A 17,237-nucleotide genomic window follows, 5' to 3' on the forward strand; every position below is an offset into this window, starting at 1 on the left:
ATCTGTGCCCAAGCGTCTGTACGAATGCGGGGGCCTCCTTGCCAAGCCATTGCTTGAGCGCATCGTGCGATTCGAATTCGCCGATCTCAATTCGGTCGATCGTAGGGCTCGAATCTTCAACATCCGCAATATCGTCTTCTGCCATTTCCCGAATCCAAAGAACGCGATGCCGCTGCAAGCCCGCGCGAATCAAATCAATCCCGCTCCCTTCGACGGCGCGATCCAAATTGCTGCCTTGGACCAACACCAGATAGATCAAATCGCCGGAAAATTTGATGAGCAGTCCCGCCGAAGGATCAAACGTCACGGTGCCGAGCCAGCCATAGGGGAACCAGATGCTATTGCCGTTGGCTAGGCGGAACTCGATCGAACTTGCCCGCTCGTGCAAGCCGCGCAAATAGCCGAACGCCGGACAAGTCCCCTCACCTCCTTCTTGGCCTTTGGGGGCATTCACCGGCATCCTGCCCGATAGATGCGGGTTGCCGGAAACACGATCCGTATGAGTTGTCGAATCATCTCGCACGATCTGGCTCCCTGGTTGGGCGTTCTGGTGCTGATGGAACGATTGGCGAATACTCCGATGAAACGGATCTTGCGCCGCGCCGTCTGCGGTTAGCAAAAACTTCGGCCGGAGTCGGTTTCGTTTCCGGTTTGGGCTCGGCCAGTTCCATGGCGGAGAGAGACTTGTCAGCCCGGGCGGCGGCTTTCAAGAGGTCAAGATGATCGTCCGTAAAGATCACCGCCTGCTCTTTCCCGCGCGTGACGGCGACATAAGCGGTTCGCTGGTCGGTCGCTTTCATCGACTCACTGTCAATTGCGACGAACACCTTATTGACCGTCGCGCCCTGGCTGGCGTGGCTGGTGGTAACGTAGCCATGCGCGAGGTGACCGAAATCGTGATCGATTATCCAGTCGTTATTCACACAGAGATCGCCGTGCGCCGTAAATCCTTCGACCGTAAATAACGCCCCATTGCTCAGGCGATGTTTTCCGTCCTTGGTTTTGCCGCCCGCCGTGATGCGGATGCGGTCTCCAACCGCCAAGGCTAGAGGTTTGGCGCGGTAGACCTCGAACCGGTCGGCAAGGTCCGTTGGCGGCGGCGTCTCGTCGACCACGAGCCGCGTCCCTTTAGTGAATCCGGGGGCGTTTTGATGGAACTGGATCAAGTCGCCCAATTCGTACTCGGTGGCGTCCTGTTTTTGGGCGTCGGTCAGATGAGCGGAAACATAGGTCGTGACTGTTCGTTCTTCCTGAAGCAGCCCGCTGGCATGCAGCGATTTGCGAATGGCGTCGGTCACGCGAGACGCCTCGGCATGAGTCGGTGAAACCACCAGCGCGGTCTTTCGCTTGCCATGTCTGTCTTGCTCATTAATTGCTGCCAGATAGGCGGACGCCAGTTCCTGGTAACGCTGGTCATCGGCGACCTGACGAATCCAGCCAAGCTTGTCGAGTTCGTCAAACGCCGGACCGACACGTCCTTCGCTCAAATGCTCGGCCACTTTCTTGTAGTCGCCTTGCTGTCGCAAAATTTCGGTTACTTCCGCAACCGGCAGCCCGGCTCGTTCTTCCAGCAGTTTTAAGGGTTCCCCCGCCGTGACGCTCTTATGTTGGCGGCGGTCGCCGACGAGCAAGACGCGAGCGTTGACCGATTCGGCCACGGTGAAAACCGCATGCATGTCCCGCGTGCCGAGTTGGCTCGCCTCATCCACCAAGATGACGCCGTTTTTGGCCGACGCTTGCATCTCCGCGTCTTTCAAGAATCGGGCGACCGTATCGGCCTCCGCAAAACCGGCTTCCTGACGGAGCACTTCACGGCTGGCCTTTACCGATTGCGCCAAGGCGACGACCGGTTTCCCCGTCTCGGCCAAGGCTTCGCCGATCTCCTGTTCCAGCGTCGTTTTACCAGTCCCGGCCACGCCGCGAATCATCATCACGCGGTCACGCGAGCCCAGCACATGCCGCACCGCCGCTTGTTGCCCTTCATTGAACCAATCCCGCGTAAGTGGACGTTTTGGATCGCCGAGTGGTCGGCAGCGTCCTCGTCCCTCGCGGGCGAAGCTGACGATCTTCGATTCCAACGCGAGCATCTCCCGCGTCGTGGCCATGTCGCGATCATCGACCTGGCTGCGAATCAGCGGACGCCGTTTCAGTTCCTGCTCTGTGCGATCGACCGTCACGGCGCCCAGCCCTCGCTTGAGCGCTTCGGTCATCAGCTTCCGTTCAGGAACGACCGCGTCCCGAACAAAGGAGTGCTCCACGGCATGATCGACCGCCGAGCGTTCTCCCGGGCTTGGTCGAACCGGTTTTGCTTCGCGGCGGTGCACTTCTGCAATCCAGTCCTGTTCGTCCCGCGTCAGCCGTGACCGCCATTCCTTTTGGAGTGCGGCGAGACTGAGATTTTTACCCTTGCGTTCGCGCGTTTCGGCGCCCAACTCCGCCTTGCGATCGGCGTCGGTGATCCCTTTTTCCTGGGCGATCTGTTCGATCCGTTCCGTCCGCCGTGAAAACCGCCCGAGTATGTCCTGGGGCATTCCGGCGATCTCAAAGTCATCCCGTTTGCGGACGACGCTGAAGCCCAACTCTTGCAAGCGGTTCGCCAGTCGCACGCGAAATGCCGCTGAAAATAAGGCGCGTCGCGTTTCAGTTCCCGAAACTGGCCAGCCTTCCAGCGATCTTCTTCTCGATCGAACGTACTGTTGAAAACAAAGCAATGGGCGTGAAGCTGCGGATCAGGAATACCATCGACAGGACGCGAGGTGGTGTGAATGAACTCCGCCCAGACCATGTTGCTTGTCGTACGGTTCTCATCTTTGCGAACACGGGTTTTCATCTCCGTTTCCATTTCCCGCATCGTTTCACGCGTCGCCTCTTGAAATGCAGTCAGGATGGCTTGATCCTCGTAGAGCCCATAAAGTAAGGAAACTGACTTGGGAACCGAGAACGTAAAGTCGTAGCCGACGGTCCGCTCCGCCCGGGTACGAACGGTCAGCGGCTGGCCGCTGCGGGGATCGAGGTTATCGCAAAGCTGCTCGAACGATTTTTTATCAACCGTCCCAGACAGACCGAGCCGCTGGGCGCCTTTGCCGCCCCACTGGCCGACAAGTTCCTGACCGTCCAGGTAATAATCGGCCGTGGCGTAATAACGCTTGGCGCCGGCGGCGCTGTTCTGTTGCGAGACGCGAATCATGCCTCATTTTATCATGGCACAATTTCGTTAACGCTTCCTTAACGCCTTTCTGCTCTCTGGCTCTGAGAGCCGATTTGGGGAAGATTCGGCAGCTTGCTACGTGGCGGCAACATGGTTGCCACGTGATCGCATCATCGTTCTTTTCTCCTGAAATTCTGGAGCTTTAACCGTGTTTGTTTTGCGGCTGGCAAGACAGTTGGAGCGAAAGGATTTGCTTGTCTTCGCATGAGTCATGCAAAGCACTTACGTGGACTGCAAAAGACGCCAACTGCTTAGAGAATTCGCTTGGCGAGAAATGGGATAGCCTTCGCGCTTGTCGGCGCTATGCAAGTGGATCAGTCCTGCTCAAGCCCTGTGAACCCGTCGATCAAATCGCTGCTCGACAACAGTCGAGCCCCATTGCGAACCGAGCAATTCCTGCGTCAGTTGAAAACCGAACGACTCATAGAGATGACGGGCCGTATCTAGGCCTTTAAAAGTCCAAAGATAGGTCTCATTAAAATGCTCATCGGCGAATTCTAACGCCCGTGCGAGAAGATGACGCCCAATTCCCATGCCGCGCAGCGTCTCGTGGACAATAAACCAACGCAAATGCGCAACATGCGAATCGTCATCATTTCCATCGATAGCGATCGAAGCGAGCGTTCGCCCCTCTTTCACATACAGCCAAAGACCTTTCCCGGGTGCCGGAAGCATCGCTGCAAACTCCGCTAATTCCGTGGCGACACGTTTTTCAAAGAAGATGCCAAACCCCCAACCATGGGCGTAAGATCGTCCATGCAGACTAGCGATGTCACCAATACAGCCGGGAACGTATCCTTCCTGAATCCATTCGTCGATTTTTTCATCGGAACGAGGCGACGTTTCCCCGTTTTGGTTGAGTGCCTCAACATAGAGGGAAAGAGATCGAACCAGTGCCTGCTGGTCGGCGGTCTTCAACTGACGCAGCGCTTCCTTCGCTTGTGCAGAGGCGTACCGATCAATCTGATTTCGGAGACTCTGACCGACATCTGTCAAGAAAAGATAATAGGACCGGGCGTCATCGCTTGCTGGTTCCCGCCGCACCAAACCAGCAGATTCAAGCTTGGTCAATTGTCGGCTCATGCTCGACTTGTCGAGACGCAACGTCGTCGCTAAGTCGCGGGCCTGAACCCCGGGCGTTTTGCCAATCTCTAAAATCGCATGGACAGCGGACGGACCGTAACCGCTATTCGCCAACGTCGGCCGCAAGAAACCGAGTTCGCGAACGAGTCGACGAGACGCTTCCCTCAACGGAAGAACCAGTTCCACGCTCGAGTCAGACTTTCGCTTCGTTGCTCCCATAATCCGCTCAGGATAGTTGCATTGTGCAACCATGTCAAGAGCGATGGAACAGCTAGGAGTGAACCATGCCGAAACCGGATTCTGAGTGATGGGATAGTGCTGGTTCGGTTTTAAGTAGCGTTGATGGATGAATCAAGCTTGCTATTCCATATCGCTCGCCTGCCGGTTTTCGAGGACTCCTCGACCAGGTCCAGAAACTGATGCATCGGCAGGGCGTCGGCGAAGGTTGGCGCATTGCTGGTTCCTGCGGCCATGTCTGCCGCCAAGGCTGCATAGAGATTGCCAAGCTCCCGCACGCTGCCGCCCATTTTCAACTGCGGTGCCCACTGCAAGCGTTCAGGAATCGCCAGTTCAACCATCGGTTGCCGCTCTCCTTGGGTGCCTTCAATGCGTCCGTCTCGCGTATTGCTAAAAGCCTCTCCGTAAGTCAAACGCAGATCGCCGTCCGTTCCCGTGATTTCCAGACGAACGCCAAAGCCGTTTCGTTTACCCCCTTCCACATGGACTGAAAGAACGGCGCCGGAAGTGTAAGTTCCGCTAATCAGCAACTGATCCGGCGCCGACGAGGGAATCACCTCGTTTGTACCGGTCAATGTCACTTCATCAAACTGGCTCGTCGTAACAGCGACAATTTCATTCGGCCATCCGGAGATCCAAAACAACATATCCAAGAAGTGTCCTCCGTAGATCGAAAGGACGCTGGAGAAGTTCTCACCTGGCGCCGTGAAGGCCAGCACATCGGCTCGCTGGCGATAGAACGTCGGCTCGCTCACATGCAAGTGCAGGGAGCGAACCTGGCCGACGTACCCTTCCTCCAACAATTCCCGCAGGTAGCGGCTGCTGGCGGCCATTCGGCGCTGAAGTCCAACCGCGTGTCGAATTCCGGCCTGGCTTGCGGCATCCAAGAGAGTCGTTGAGTCAATCGTATTAGTTGTCAGCGGCCATTCGCAATAAACATGTTTTCCTGCGTCGATCGCGGCCTGAGCGACGACAAAATGCTCGGGCGCACGGGTATTCACGACGACCAGGTCGACGTCGGACTGCTGGACAAGCTCCGAAAAGTTATCATAGGCGGAGGGAACGTTAAACTCTGCGGCAGCTGCGTCCGCCGTGGCTCGTCGCGTCGTGGCGACGGCCGCCAACTCATATTGCGGCAACTGCTGAAGCACCGGTATGTGACCGAAACGCGCCCATTGCCCCGCTCCTACCAGTCCGACACGAATTTTCGACATTGTCATCAGCCTTCTCCTTCTGTGGTTTTGTACGCTGACGTCATCTCGGACTTGGTCGCCAAACCCAATTCCTCAAAGCGTCGCTGCGTTAACTATGGCAACACTATTCCCTTGAATCTAAAATGTCGAGAAGGTACTAAATTGGGACGTAGTTACCATTTGGTGACATAGCAACGACACGGTGGCATCATGAAAGACCCTGAATCGCTCGTGCTGGACGAGAACTGTATTCCACGGCGCGTGTTGGAAATTTTTTGCGTCAAATGGACCAGCATGGTCTTGCACGCGATTCATCTGCATGGCGGCTGTTGTCGAACCGGCGTATTACAACGGACGCTACCGGGCATTTCAAAGAAGATGCTCACGCAAACACTCCGTGAGATGGAACGGGATGGGATGATCGCCCGCAAGGTATATCCCGTCGTGCCGCCGATGGTCGAGTACTCCTTAACGCCGCTCGGGCAATTGTTTATCGAACCGATCGAAATGCTGTATGCCTGGGGCGAAGAACATGCTGACGCCCTGAAGAAAATTACTCGCCGTCGCAAGGCGAGTGCTTCAAAGAGGAATCTGGACGGAAAGGCGGACGCCAAGACTCAGAAATAATGCTGAGGCATGCCAACCCCAAACCTGTTCGAGGGCCACCCATTTAGACTTCTTCGGTTTGGCTATAGAATGGTTTTTACCGGTGTTTAAGGACAAGTTGAGATCTTGGTTGAAGTTTTAAGAGTCAAATGACACGCCCACCTGTGTCGCGAGCGGAATCGACTAACCTGCGTCGGAGTTTCACGCCGATGCAGATTTGCCAACCGCGGTTTCTGCTGGAGGTCGATGTGACCTCCAGCGCCTAACGTGCCCAATCATGCGGGCGGCGCATGTGATTCAACCACTGACGCGGACGTCGCCGCCTCGCGTGCATCGGATTGTGATTCCGTGATTCCGTGCCGTCAATTGTTAAGGCCAAATCATCTTCCTGACAGATTCGCTCGCAATATCGATAAGAATGTCACGGATGGCAGCCCCAGTGCCAGCCGTCATTTTGCCAAGCATCTTTTTGATACGGCCTGCACTTGCCTTTGCTTGCGGTGTTTCACGGGTTATTTCTTCAAGGTCTTTTGCAAAACGTTCGCTCTCATCCGCAGACAACGTGTCGTCATCGGTCGCTAGTTGTCGCGCTGCTTCAAGGGCGCGTGTAGTCCACGGAAACGCCTTGCCACAGTTCTGGCAGTAGTGCGGTGCATCGTAGTCAAAGAAACCGATAACGCCAGGGCAATGATAATGGCCTTGGATTGGTGATTGGCAATCCGGACAGGCCATGATCGTCGTCTCGCCACACTTATCGCAAAACGACTTGCGAAACTCTGGGCTGGACCCTGCCGTAGACGCGATTACGTGTCCGTTCATGCAGATTTGTGCAACGTCGTATCCTTCTCTCAACGGATGGCTCCTACGGAATAACGCTAAAGCTCAGTTGCCCACCCTCGAAACGAAAGCGGCTTGCAAGTAGTGTAGCCGTTCCAAAAGCAAATCGCGCAGGGGTGGCGGGCCAACTGTAGCGACTTGTTAGGCGATCTCAGCAATCAGGAGGTCATCGAGATTGTTCTTTGAGGTCTTGTCTGGGTCAGTGCGAAGGTATTTTCCGCTCTGTCCGTTGACGACGCGAATGTCCACGCGTCCCCTTGACCCTTCAACAAAATACGAATGTATGCCGTTCTCGATATCATTGATCGCGTCCCTTTTCTGCCGAGGTGACCACGATTGACCGGTATTGCATAGAGCGGTAATGTCGCCATCGCTGTCTTTGGCGGAACGTGTTACTTTCCTGTCTGCCATCTTTGATTCTCCAAAGCCAATAGGAAGAGTTTGAAAATTCGAACTAGTAGTTCGACACAAAAAATCTAGATAAGACGTGCTATAGCTTCTTATGCACATTTGTTGTGGATGAGCTAGAGCCAGTATTGTAGCGAATTCGCTCCCGTTTGGCCAAATGATAGGATGGCCCACCTTCGGAAGGCAATTGATTGCAGAACGGCTTCGGCTTCACCGCCTAACGCACCCAATGACACCCAGTTAGGGACCGATTTCGAACCGTTATTTTCTACTGGATTAAGTGCTGAATGACACGCCCTCCTTAGTCAGGACGCGGCGGGCGGATGAAGGGTTTCGACCGGCTTTTGACAACAACACTCTCGAACAACACATCCTATCGATACTCGCGGATTCCCATACACGGCTTGTCCGGAATACTTATGCGCATAAATCAGATGGCACAACGATTCATACGTTTTTTTTGCATTTTCCCCTCGGCTGGACACAGCCTTCCAAGTACTAAACATACCTAATTCTCGCCGCAACGCCTGAGCCTTTATGAATCGCGAGGTCAGAGGCCGTGAGTTGAGAGCGTACTCCGTGAAGATGAACGCGATGGAATCGAGCTGATCCCGCAGACATATAGGTATTCTCCACCGACATCAGTCTCGGGGAGTCGCAAACCACGCCACTTTTTCAACCAAACGCAGATTGGAGCGATCTCCATTCTCTTCGGTCTCACAATCACGGCGGCGTAAATCGATGAAGAGCGAAGGATTAACCCTTGCAGAATAAGGTTTCCGATGCCTCCGCATCCAAATCCGGACTTTTCTCGTCATCGTCCCTTTGGAAGCAATCCTATTGATTGATCAGTAAAATGGCTTCCTGCTAGCCGCACGAATTCACTTAATACTTCGGAGTGATTCGCTTGAACAAACAGCCGCGCCCCAGGCTCAATAGACCAACCCTGCGACAAAAGATAGCGTGCAAACGGAGTAGATTCGTCGACATCCGACGCAATATCCCACATGAGTCTTGCGCCATCTGTCCAAGTTGGCTGAGGTGAACCGAGTAAAACTCGTGGGTCGGCGATGTCCTCACTTGTGACAAAGCATGAAACGATCGTAATCCCATCAGATTTAATATCCGAAAAAGTGCTGCGCGGATCACCATCGGTGGGAGAACCATCTGATATCACTAGAAGAGTCCGTTGATCGTAATCGCTTGGATCTGCACGACGGAATCGTGCCATGACCTCCCGTGCCGCGGCTGCCATTGGTGTTAGGCCGTATATAACGTGTTCAAGAACCCGTGGTCTGCAGTGGACCGTTCCGTCTCAAATACTTCGCACAATTCTTGCGCCGTCAAATTCGAATCCCCAATTCGATCAGCCTCCGACAAAACCTGATCGCCAATTTCGGCAACGATCTTTTCGCGAGCAGAGGACATTGCTGCGTCGGTGAGGGTGTCAACGATACCACCAAACCCATGTCGCCGCGCGAGATCAGCGAGAGGGCCGTATTTAGCTGCCTGCTGCCGACCCTGTTCTTCATACCGTCGTTTTCGAGTCTCAATCTCTGATGTCAAGTCGATGTTCTTTGATGCCCGCCACAAACTGGCGATGTCAGCCACCCCGCTCCCGATCCGCATTCCGAAAGCATAGATGAAGACCCGGAACTGATCATCAACATTCTCACGACGTCTCAACAATTCATCACGAACTTGAGTGCCAATGTCCGTCAACGATTCTTGAACACTCCGGAAGCGCGAGAGGTTACTCCCCGAACTGTTCTGAATACTCGAAGTCATTGAACCGGATGTATCGACAGCGATACCAAGAAGGGTGCGCGGTAGCGTAGTGTCAGTATTCACCGAGGGTGAGGCAACCTGATCGGGTGCGGCATATTCCTCGCCAGATCGAAGTAGGATCGTATCGATATGTAATTCCTTGAGTTTCGCCGTCGACATGCCTTCATCGTAAGCGTCGGCGGCATCGTAACCAGCGCCGATAGCGTCGTAAAAACCGCGTGTGAACTCAATCGCAGCGGGATCCGAAATTGGCCCCGTAGTTGCGATTGTGAATTCCGCACCCATTGATGTGAGTCTTCCAACCGAAAGAGAATAGCATGCGTTGAGCAGAACGGTTTTCACCGAACGGCGCAATAAGAGTTCGGCGAGAGCATCCGACGCGGGAACCATCAACCGACCATTCGTGTCTTCAAAGACGAGTCCATTCTTAGTGCCATGACCGGAAAAATGAACTATATCGAATGTATTATCAAGCAAAGCCCGTCTGAGGTCATCGATAGTCGCGGCGTTTAAGGTCCGAATGTTGATTTTATCACGATGACGCGAAAGCTGTATTGATTCGCGCAATGTACGATCTTCTTCCGCCGTGCGCAAGCTGTCAGTTCCGCGCGGGTTCGCACAAACCAAAAGTATGTTGGTATCTGGCATGCAAGCACCTGTCTAGCAAGATTGGCGAAACAAATCACACTATTTTAACTAGCACCTAGTAAACCCTGAGTTGTCGCGACTATTCGGGATAGTGTCCGCGCCCGAAATACTTCTCAACAGTTGCCGCCCAGTATACTTTTTCGGAGGTAGTCAAATCAACCAAATCGAACCGGATTTGGCCAATCCATTAGAGTGAAAGGTTCCGTTGGTGCCTGCCGGGCGAAAGTACCGCTCAACGCGGCGGACAAGTAGCCCCATCGCCGGTCGCCTCGATGTCAGGTCCGAATAGTTTGGAATCCAGAGCGAGTCTGCTCACACCCATGTCGAACCGACCTGCATCACTTGCATCGTGAAAATGAGCATTATCCTTGTCCGCTTAGAAACCCATTCAAACTGCTTCCATTGGTCAGATCGATGGCTAAAGGCTGTTTTGCTGTTTCCGCGCCCGCTCCGACGGCTTTTTCGAATATCAGATGCAGCCGCTGGGTTCTCGCATCTTTTTCATTGGGCCGCTCATCTTATAGCCATTTGATCAATGAAGTCCGCCCACCACTGCATCATCTCGCGACGCTCGGGCAGATACTGAGCATGGTTATACGCCGCCCGGACTTGGTTTCGCTCCACATGAGCAAGTTGTCTTTCAATCACGTCCGGTGAAAAGCCGTGTTCGTTGAGAATCGTGCTGGCAGTGGAACGGAATCCATGTCCAGTCGCTTTGGAATGGTAACCCATCCGATACAAACCGAAGAGCATCGTATTCTCGCTCATGCAGCCAGATGGTTTATGCTGGTTGGGAAACACGAATCGCCACTGGCCTGTAAGCGGATGCAATTCCCTCAGAACGTCCACCGCTTGACGTGACAAGGGGACGATGTGCGGGGATCGCATCTTCATTCGTTCGGCCGGAATACGCCATACGGCCTCATCCAGATTGATCTCTTTCCACTCCGCCCCGCGCAATTCCCCGGTGCGAACGAACGTCAGTAGCAGGAACTTGAGGGCCAGCTTGGTTTGCAGACTCCCGTCGTACGCATCCAGCTTTTGAAGATATTCGGGCAATTCGTCGGCTTTGAGATAGGCCTGATGTTTTCTGACGGGAGGCTTCAAAGCTCCCCGCAAATCAACCGCTGGGTTCCGTTCGGCCCTCCCCGTGGCGATGGCATACCGAAATATCTGCCCCGACGCCTGGAGAAGCCGCTGCGCCAGATCCAGCGCCCCCGTAGACTCCACGATGCGGAGCACGGCCAGAAGCTCTGGGGCAGTAATGTCCGCTATGGGGCGAGAGCCAATCTTAGGAAAAACGTGAGATTCCAGCCGCGTCAACATGGCTTCACCGTAGCTCGTGACCCATTTATGCCTGCGGCTTTCGCACCATTCGCGGGCCAACGCCTCAAAGGTCGTGACGCTGTTGAGGAGAGCCAGACGCTTCGCATCCTTTTTAACCTCTCCCGGATCGTTGCCACTGGCAAGGACTTTGCGGGCCAGAGCATGACGCTCGCGCGCATCGGCGAGGCTGATATCCGGATAGGAGCCGAGCGCCAGAAGTTTCTCCTTTCCGGCAAAGCGATATTTGTATCGCCACCACTTTCCGCCGGATGGCTGAACCCACAGAAACAAACCGCCAGCATCGAAAATTTTGTAAGGCTTTTCTCTAGGTTTAGCATTGCGCACGGCGGCATCGGTGAGCGTCATGGGGGTAACTCCATTGGGGTTGAAAAAACGACCCCAACAGTTACCCCCAGTAAAGCGCGAATGTCAACGATTCATTGCGGACAAATGCGGTCCGACAAGTAGCACCGGATTGGCTTCCACTCCGCCTTGCCGGACAGAGAAGAATGTCGGCGGATGATGCTATGGTGCGGCCAAGAAGACTCGAAGTCATGGGACAAGCATTTGATTTACCATCGCAAGTTTACGCGTGCGGGAAAGCGCGACCCCCAAATCGACCCCCGATTGTTGGCGGCTAGGAGAAACCATAAATGCCAGGTATTTTGCCCATCGTGTCGGGAAATAGTAGATCATAAAGAGTGGTCGTGTCATTAACTATTGCTCTGTCTGCTCGGACAGAGCGTTGATTAGCTCGCGGATGTCTTCGGCGCGCCAGGCTGTGCAGCGTGCCGACAACTTGACCGGCTTCGGAAAGCGTCCCGATCTCACCCCTTCCCACCAGCATGTTTTTCCGAGCGGAATGACGCTCAATACCTGCGGCAAGCGCAGAAAACCCGTTTCTGGAATCTCATTCATAATCACATCCCTGTCTGCGTTGATGGCCGGTCTCTGCCATGCCTACATTCTTTGAGAATAGCACGATTTCGCCCCGATTGTCTCGAAGAATCGCACTCACAGCCGCTTTGCGAATGCGTCATCTCCCAGCCGTCCCTGCGATTGAGTTGGATTATGTCCGTTTTACAACCGTTTGTGATTCTTGGTCGGTGATACCGAGGGCTGCCGAACGCCTGTGATGCTGGGCAGTCTCATTTCGCTGGCGAGCGTGTGTTCCACTAGAAGGCGGAGCATTCGAGTGCTGCTGTGTGCAGCCAGCTGCATTGCGGTAACCAACGGTTCCTATCCATGCAATTCCCTTCGTCCGTCGCAAGATCGGCGAGTTGGGTTGCCTTGTGCGAACGGATGCATTCCGGTCTCACGAGATCGCCTTCTTTCTCTGCGTCATTCCTCCAACCACAGCGGCCTTCCTGACGGGCACGCCTAAAGCCGCCGCCGGTCCGCTCAAGCAGAAAATCGGCTCCCCCTGAAGGTCGCCCCCAATTTTCAGCTTGCCCGGTGCGCTCCACACGCTCCGCCCCGGACTCAAGCGGCTTTGTTTCGGGTGCCATCAGGCCGCGATGGTCGCGGCTGAAAACGAAGAACGAGAAAGGAACATCAACATGTCCGAGACCAACAAATCCGAATCCACCAGCAAAGCCCCAACGCACGTCGCCTACCAGGTACGCGATGGCAAAGGCGACAAGGGCTTCTGGACCCGCATCGGCGCCGCTTGGCAGCACAAAGACGGCAAGGGCTTCAACATCCAGCTCGAAAGCGTTCCGCTTGATGGCCGGATCACCCTCCGCGTCGCCAGCGAGAAGAAAGACTAATCACGAATCAACCACGGGGCGGGCAATCAGGCTCGCCCCTCAACCGAAAGGAATCAACTCATGAGCAACCTACACCAATCCACATTCTCGATCCGTACCCGAATGCAAGAACTGGCCGAAATCCTCGACCGCGACTGGGATGCGGAATTCGATACCATCTACGACGACCTGGAACGCGAGTTCGCGGAGTTCCGTTTCCAGATAAACCACATTAAGTAGGGAGGCGGCCATGCAGTTATCCATCGAAAATATTCAGTTTCACCGCAACGGCATCTGCGGCGCGCCGTTTCACGTCCTGATCTTTCGTGATCCCGACGAGGGCCGAATGGTGAGCATCGTCTTCGATGAAGAACACCATGTCGCGGTCTTCAACCTCGATAAGTTGGCCATCGGCAATATCGCCTTCGGCGTCAATTCCTGGCGGGGTGATCGCTACGAGCCACATCTGCGTGAGGCGATTTGCCAAAAAAACGAGAAAGGAGCATAGCATGAGAATACCATTTTCCACTCTTGACCTGACAACTCTCAACCGCGTCCGTGAAGCCCTGGCCGACGAAGAAGCGTTTCATGTGCCGTCGGAAGTCATTGAATGGCTCGATGGCCAAATCGCCCGGCACGAGATTGATATTGAGGCATGGCTTGCTGAGCGATCGCAGATCGCGCTTATCTGGAGCATCGAGGACGTGCGTGAAGTAAGGCCGGACCTCAATAAGGAACAATGCTGGCAGGTACTCGAAGCCTGCAAGCATCAGCATGACGCCAATCTCGGCATCAGCTGGGAAGTGCTGCGTTGCCAGGCACATCTTCTGTTTGGCCCGGAGCCTTCGGACAAAGGAGGCCAGCCATGAAAGTAAGCACCCACATTGCCCGCCGCACCATGCGGTTTGGCCACATCCTGACCTGGTGCAAGGACTGGAGCAGCGATCAGCAGAGACTCATCGACCTGCTTGCCGACGCCATGCACTGGTGCGACGCCCATGGCGAAGACTTCCACATCTCCTTTGCACAGGCTTGTCGGCATTACGTCAACGAACTGAATGACGATCCGCAAGACGAATGTCGCCCGCCGTCCTTTAGCCAGACGCATGGAACCGATGGCCTGCCATCCGATCCGGAAGGCATGAACGACAGCCGGGCCGACTGGGCCACTTACGGCCTGGAGGCATTCATATCGCAAGCCGGTACTGACCGCGAATCGGCCATGACCGACCTGCTGTGCAACCTGATGCATCTGGCTGACCGCACGGGAACCCATTTCGAAGACGAACTGGACCGGGCACGCATGCATTACTCCTGCGAGACCAGTCCACACGACAATTCCGATTCACCCACCAACCACACTATGAAAGGAACCGACCAATGATACAGCACACTTCAAAGCACGACGTAATCAATCCCTTCTATGCACGCCGCATGGCCAAACGGGATGCAACGAGGCCAGAAAATTCTATGGGCGAGGCGTGTGACCAGACCGTTTTTGCCAGGCTGCCACGTGCCCCGCGTAACGGCAGTCCCGTTCCGCATCTGACCAGCCTCTATCACTTCCACCGTGCCGGAGAATATGGCGACCGCAGCTATCCGGGCAATTGTGGCGGCAACCTGATCAAAGACCTGCTCAGCTACTTCAAACCAGGCATGGTGTTTGACCCCATGACGGGTTCCGGCACCTGCCGCGATGTATGCGATGAAATGAACATCCCCTGCATGGCGTTCGACATCCATACGGGATTCGATGCGTGTGACCCGGCAGAGTTCCCAGGGCCGGACAGTTTCGATTTTATCTGGGCACATCCCGCCTACTGGCGCATGAAACTCTATGCCGACGATCCAAGGGATTTGTCCCGTTCGCCCACGCTGGAGCATTTTCTCCGCCGCTATGGACAGTTCATTCGCAATTGTGCCCGCAGTCTGAAGCCGGGCGGCAAGCTGGCCATCCTGATGGGCGATTACAGTGACCGCGATGAAGGCTACGTCCCGCTGACCCATCACACCAAGCGACTCGCTTTTGCAACGGGCTTAAGCCAGCACTGCACCGACATCATCCGGTTCAGTCACGGGGCCAGCAGTAGCAAGAAAGTCTATCGCTCGTCCTTCATCCCCGGACTTCACGACACCTGCATGATCTTCGAAAAACCACCAACCAAAAGGAGCTAGCCATGAAACATTACCGAATCAACGTCGAGATCGACATTACCGCAACAGACGCGCAGCAGGCTGAGCGCCGTTCCTTCCTGCTGTTTTCTGATCTTGAGCAGAGGCGATGGGTCAAGGAAATCCTGCCCAATGGCATCCTGGAACGCCGTCCAATCACACCAGGCAAAGGAGCGTGACATCATGATCGATTCTGCTCTCGTCTCAAGACTCATCGTATCGCCGGGGACAATCCTTGTTCCCGGCAAGATGTACCTGCGGCTGTTTCATGGTCGCACGGACCCCCATCAGGAAATGAATGACTGGGGCATTGCCGGTCCGGTCTTCGGGCCACTTTCGCACTACGCCATGACCTATTGCGGTAATATCCGCATCCATGCCGAAACCGGCCAGGAGGAAGTGTGGCTCGTGGCCGCCGATGACATGATCCAATGGGACGGTTGCTTCTATGGCGATCTGGCGGTATTTGTTGCTGGCGCAAACGAGGAGGCATAGCGGTCATGAGGGACGATGATTTCTGGGACGACCTGTTCCTTGGCTGCGCGTTTGCCGCCTTCGTCGATCAGGCTGCAATAGAAGGTGGACCACCCGACCAGGAAGCCACCCGTCGCCGGGCCTATGCGTACTATGAGGAGGAACTGGCAGCGAGGAACCACCGCAACCGGTAGCTTGCGTTGTGCCGATTCCGTGATGATGCCGTAGCTGTTTCACAATGCGACGGCAGACAATGGCCATCACCTCTTCTCAACCGGCTTTCTACGACCAGCCACCATCGGCCTTCTTCACCGGAGTCTTTAAGCCGCCCGTCATCGCCTGCAAGCTGCCAAGGCCGCTTTCCTAAAGGAAGCCTTCGGCCTTTCGCTTGCAGGTACGCGTAAACGCCGCTGACTTTGGGTCGGCTTGTCTTTGCCCCCAGAAGGCCGCATGGGGCGGCCTGAATCGTAAAGACAAGGAGATCATCATGCCTACCATTCTCGACCTGCCACTGTCTGACTCAACCGACTTCCTCGACTGGAACCCGGACGAAATACGCGACCTCGTCGGCCCCCCGGCCAGCCGTCTCGATGACGAGTGCTTCGACGACGCAACATACGGCGACCGCTTCGCGTAAGCGGTCTACCATTTCACCGCGAAAGGAATCGAATCATGACCGAGACGTTCATCGAACTGACCGAAGACGAATTCGACCAGAGGTTTCCGCTGGTCTCGAATCACCTTAATTCGCACGCAGGCTGGGCCATCGGCGACGGCCCCGGATGCCTCTTTGAAACCTACGGCGAAGAGTTGGCATTTGTCCGGGGACAGGATGTCCGGTTTGTCTGGACGCTCATCGACGGTGATGATGGCGACATGTACCTGGTCGGCGGCTTTCATCACGTCAACCGGATTGGCTATCTCATCAGCAGCAAACCCATTCCAAAGGGTGCCTGTATTCAGGTGCATTTGCCGATGCCGACTGTTGAGAACGAGCCATAAATGGCAAGGCCCTGAGCACGCACGGATGCCCCACTCGTAATACGGCATCCGTGCGTTATGAGGACATTCAACGACGGAATGGCAGTCTTGCTGAAAAGTCGAGCATAGGCAGCATATCAGACAACGATTCCGAATCCGGCAACAAGGTGGATTCGGCTGCCGCTTCTCCCTGATCGGTGAGCATTGTGAGCCGACTGGGAATCCCTGTATTCCCTCCCCGACTCGGATCGCCAACCGGTCTCCTTACCGGTTGGCTTCTCCCTGATTTCAGCCCTGCCAGAAGCATGAATCGGCCTCCCTGCCAAACCGATGCGGGGAGAGACAAAATGCGAAAAGCAAAAGCATAAAAACGTTCAGGCGTCTTCCCTATGCACAGCATAGGTGGAATTTCCCCGGGAAATTCGCCGGTCAGACGCCTGAAAGCCGCGTTGGACGAGCCTAACAGAGGCCATCTTTCAGCTCGCTCACGCTGGTTCCCAGAGATCGTCGGCAAATTCCTTCGTGAGG

20 protein-coding genes and 1 pseudogene are annotated in these 17,237 nt (G+C 55.1%); 11 read left to right on the forward strand and 10 right to left on the reverse strand.

Annotated features, from left to right (window positions below):
* The 5 genes and pseudogenes from DSM3645_RS30685 to DSM3645_RS16955 all read right to left on the reverse strand — a co-directional run.
* A partial coding sequence (locus DSM3645_RS30685; RefSeq protein ID WP_161603372.1) for a hypothetical protein occupies window positions 1–454 on the reverse strand: 454 nt, incomplete at its 3' end.
* A gap of 58 nt (window positions 455–512) precedes the next feature.
* The gene (locus DSM3645_RS16945) at window positions 513–2,210 is read right to left on the reverse strand and encodes an ATP-dependent DNA helicase (RefSeq protein ID WP_390072417.1); all 1,698 of its coding nucleotides are present in this window, start codon (window positions 2,208–2,210) and stop codon (window positions 513–515) included.
* Window positions 2,211–2,411: 201 nt separating this feature from the next.
* A pseudogene (gene mobF, locus DSM3645_RS31835) lies at window positions 2,412–3,187 on the reverse strand (MobF family relaxase); the annotation flags it as partial.
* Window positions 3,188–3,532: 345 nt separating this feature from the next.
* Entirely contained in the window at window positions 3,533–4,417 is an 885-nt protein-coding gene (locus DSM3645_RS16950; RefSeq protein ID WP_202594954.1) for a helix-turn-helix domain-containing GNAT family N-acetyltransferase, read from the reverse strand.
* A gap of 203 nt (window positions 4,418–4,620) precedes the next feature.
* Window positions 4,621–5,748 (reverse strand): Gfo/Idh/MocA family protein, encoded by a 1,128-nt coding sequence (locus DSM3645_RS16955; RefSeq protein ID WP_040351915.1) that lies wholly within the window; start codon window positions 5,746–5,748, stop codon window positions 4,621–4,623.
* 204 nt (window positions 5,749–5,952) lie between these two features.
* Between DSM3645_RS16955 and DSM3645_RS16960 the strand changes: the two genes are divergently transcribed.
* The gene (locus DSM3645_RS16960) at window positions 5,953–6,348 is read left to right on the forward strand and encodes a winged helix-turn-helix transcriptional regulator (protein ID WP_237564836.1); all 396 of its coding nucleotides are present in this window, start codon (window positions 5,953–5,955) and stop codon (window positions 6,346–6,348) included.
* A 348-nt stretch (window positions 6,349–6,696) separates the two neighbouring features.
* Here DSM3645_RS16960 and DSM3645_RS16965 read toward each other — a convergent pair whose 3' ends face one another.
* The 5 genes from DSM3645_RS16965 to DSM3645_RS16985 form a co-directional block, all read right to left on the reverse strand.
* The gene (locus DSM3645_RS16965) at window positions 6,697–7,179 is read right to left on the reverse strand and encodes a DUF2321 domain-containing protein (RefSeq protein ID WP_237564837.1); all 483 of its coding nucleotides are present in this window, start codon (window positions 7,177–7,179) and stop codon (window positions 6,697–6,699) included.
* 126 nt (window positions 7,180–7,305) lie between these two features.
* On the reverse strand, window positions 7,306–7,575 hold the full coding sequence (locus tag DSM3645_RS16970; protein ID WP_002653482.1) for a DUF3892 domain-containing protein: 270 nt from the start codon (window positions 7,573–7,575) through the stop codon (window positions 7,306–7,308).
* 1,257 nt (window positions 7,576–8,832) lie between these two features.
* On the reverse strand, window positions 8,833–10,008 hold the full coding sequence (locus tag DSM3645_RS28540; protein WP_002653483.1) for a CHAT domain-containing protein: 1,176 nt from the start codon (window positions 10,006–10,008) through the stop codon (window positions 8,833–8,835).
* A gap of 513 nt (window positions 10,009–10,521) precedes the next feature.
* Window positions 10,522–11,700 (reverse strand): tyrosine-type recombinase/integrase, encoded by a 1,179-nt coding sequence (locus tag DSM3645_RS16980; protein WP_002653484.1) that lies wholly within the window; start codon window positions 11,698–11,700, stop codon window positions 10,522–10,524.
* A 351-nt stretch (window positions 11,701–12,051) separates the two neighbouring features.
* The gene (locus tag DSM3645_RS16985; RefSeq protein ID WP_002653485.1) at window positions 12,052–12,252 is read right to left on the reverse strand and encodes a helix-turn-helix transcriptional regulator; all 201 of its coding nucleotides are present in this window, start codon (window positions 12,250–12,252) and stop codon (window positions 12,052–12,054) included.
* Between the two features lie 641 nt (window positions 12,253–12,893).
* Here DSM3645_RS16985 and DSM3645_RS16990 point away from each other — a divergent pair.
* The 10 genes from DSM3645_RS16990 (at window position 12,894) to DSM3645_RS17025 (ending at window position 16,730) form a co-directional block, all read left to right on the forward strand.
* Window positions 12,894–13,103, forward strand: a complete 210-nt coding sequence (locus tag DSM3645_RS16990) for a hypothetical protein (RefSeq protein WP_040352735.1) — start codon at window positions 12,894–12,896, stop codon at window positions 13,101–13,103.
* A 60-nt stretch (window positions 13,104–13,163) separates the two neighbouring features.
* A complete protein-coding gene (locus tag DSM3645_RS30480; RefSeq protein WP_154657807.1) occupies window positions 13,164–13,322 on the forward strand; it encodes a hypothetical protein in 159 nt (52 codons plus the stop codon).
* A gap of 10 nt (window positions 13,323–13,332) precedes the next feature.
* On the forward strand, window positions 13,333–13,590 hold the full coding sequence (locus DSM3645_RS16995) for a hypothetical protein (RefSeq protein ID WP_002653489.1): 258 nt from the start codon (window positions 13,333–13,335) through the stop codon (window positions 13,588–13,590).
* 1 nt (window position 13,591) lies between these two features.
* Window positions 13,592–13,951, forward strand: a complete 360-nt coding sequence (locus DSM3645_RS17000; protein WP_002653490.1) for a hypothetical protein — start codon at window positions 13,592–13,594, stop codon at window positions 13,949–13,951.
* Window positions 13,948–14,466 (forward strand): hypothetical protein, encoded by a 519-nt coding sequence (locus tag DSM3645_RS17005; protein WP_002653491.1) that lies wholly within the window; start codon window positions 13,948–13,950, stop codon window positions 14,464–14,466. Before DSM3645_RS17000 ends, DSM3645_RS17005 begins: the two co-directional genes overlap by 4 nt.
* Window positions 14,463–15,257 (forward strand): class I SAM-dependent methyltransferase, encoded by a 795-nt coding sequence (locus DSM3645_RS30245; protein ID WP_131282644.1) that lies wholly within the window; start codon window positions 14,463–14,465, stop codon window positions 15,255–15,257. Before DSM3645_RS17005 ends, DSM3645_RS30245 begins: the two co-directional genes overlap by 4 nt.
* A gap of 2 nt (window positions 15,258–15,259) precedes the next feature.
* Complete coding sequence (locus tag DSM3645_RS30485) at window positions 15,260–15,433, forward strand: hypothetical protein (RefSeq protein ID WP_154657808.1); 174 nt, start codon at window positions 15,260–15,262, stop codon at window positions 15,431–15,433.
* A 4-nt stretch (window positions 15,434–15,437) separates the two neighbouring features.
* Window positions 15,438–15,749 (forward strand): hypothetical protein, encoded by a 312-nt coding sequence (locus DSM3645_RS17015; RefSeq protein WP_131282646.1) that lies wholly within the window; start codon window positions 15,438–15,440, stop codon window positions 15,747–15,749.
* Window positions 15,750–16,215: 466 nt separating this feature from the next.
* Window positions 16,216–16,365, forward strand: a complete 150-nt coding sequence (locus DSM3645_RS30490; protein WP_154657809.1) for a hypothetical protein — start codon at window positions 16,216–16,218, stop codon at window positions 16,363–16,365.
* Between the two features lie 35 nt (window positions 16,366–16,400).
* Window positions 16,401–16,730 (forward strand): hypothetical protein, encoded by a 330-nt coding sequence (locus DSM3645_RS17025; RefSeq protein WP_002653496.1) that lies wholly within the window; start codon window positions 16,401–16,403, stop codon window positions 16,728–16,730.
* Window positions 16,731–17,237 lie beyond the last annotated feature (507 nt).

This window comes from Blastopirellula marina DSM 3645 (genome assembly GCF_000153105.1).
GTDB lineage: Bacteria > Planctomycetota > Planctomycetia > Pirellulales > Pirellulaceae > Blastopirellula > Blastopirellula marina.

Excerpts from the sequence above, each read along its gene's own strand:
- DSM3645_RS16945 (WP_390072417.1), bottom strand. The coding sequence starts at position 2,210 with ATGACCGAAGCGCTCAAGCGAGGGCTGGGCGCCGTGACGGTCGATCGC.
- DSM3645_RS16955 (WP_040351915.1), bottom strand. The coding sequence starts at position 5,748 with ATGACAATGTCGAAAATTCGTGTCGGACTGGTAGGAGCGGGGCAATGG.
- DSM3645_RS16970 (WP_002653482.1), bottom strand. The coding sequence starts at position 7,575 with ATGGCAGACAGGAAAGTAACACGTTCCGCCAAAGACAGCGATGGCGAC.
- DSM3645_RS28540 (WP_002653483.1), bottom strand. The coding sequence starts at position 10,008 with ATGCCAGATACCAACATACTTTTGGTTTGTGCGAACCCGCGCGGAACT.
- DSM3645_RS16980 (WP_002653484.1), bottom strand. The coding sequence starts at position 11,700 with ATGACGCTCACCGATGCCGCCGTGCGCAATGCTAAACCTAGAGAAAAG.
- DSM3645_RS16985 (WP_002653485.1), bottom strand. The coding sequence starts at position 12,252 with ATGAATGAGATTCCAGAAACGGGTTTTCTGCGCTTGCCGCAGGTATTG.
- DSM3645_RS16990 (WP_040352735.1), top strand. The coding sequence starts at position 12,894 with ATGTCCGAGACCAACAAATCCGAATCCACCAGCAAAGCCCCAACGCAC.
- DSM3645_RS30480 (WP_154657807.1), top strand. The coding sequence starts at position 13,164 with ATGAGCAACCTACACCAATCCACATTCTCGATCCGTACCCGAATGCAA.
- DSM3645_RS16995 (WP_002653489.1), top strand. The coding sequence starts at position 13,333 with ATGCAGTTATCCATCGAAAATATTCAGTTTCACCGCAACGGCATCTGC.
- DSM3645_RS17000 (WP_002653490.1), top strand. The coding sequence starts at position 13,592 with ATGAGAATACCATTTTCCACTCTTGACCTGACAACTCTCAACCGCGTC.
- DSM3645_RS17005 (WP_002653491.1), top strand. The coding sequence starts at position 13,948 with ATGAAAGTAAGCACCCACATTGCCCGCCGCACCATGCGGTTTGGCCAC.
- DSM3645_RS30245 (WP_131282644.1), top strand. The coding sequence starts at position 14,463 with ATGATACAGCACACTTCAAAGCACGACGTAATCAATCCCTTCTATGCA.
- DSM3645_RS30485 (WP_154657808.1), top strand. The coding sequence starts at position 15,260 with ATGAAACATTACCGAATCAACGTCGAGATCGACATTACCGCAACAGAC.
- DSM3645_RS17015 (WP_131282646.1), top strand. The coding sequence starts at position 15,438 with ATGATCGATTCTGCTCTCGTCTCAAGACTCATCGTATCGCCGGGGACA.
- DSM3645_RS30490 (WP_154657809.1), top strand. The coding sequence starts at position 16,216 with ATGCCTACCATTCTCGACCTGCCACTGTCTGACTCAACCGACTTCCTC.
- DSM3645_RS17025 (WP_002653496.1), top strand. The coding sequence starts at position 16,401 with ATGACCGAGACGTTCATCGAACTGACCGAAGACGAATTCGACCAGAGG.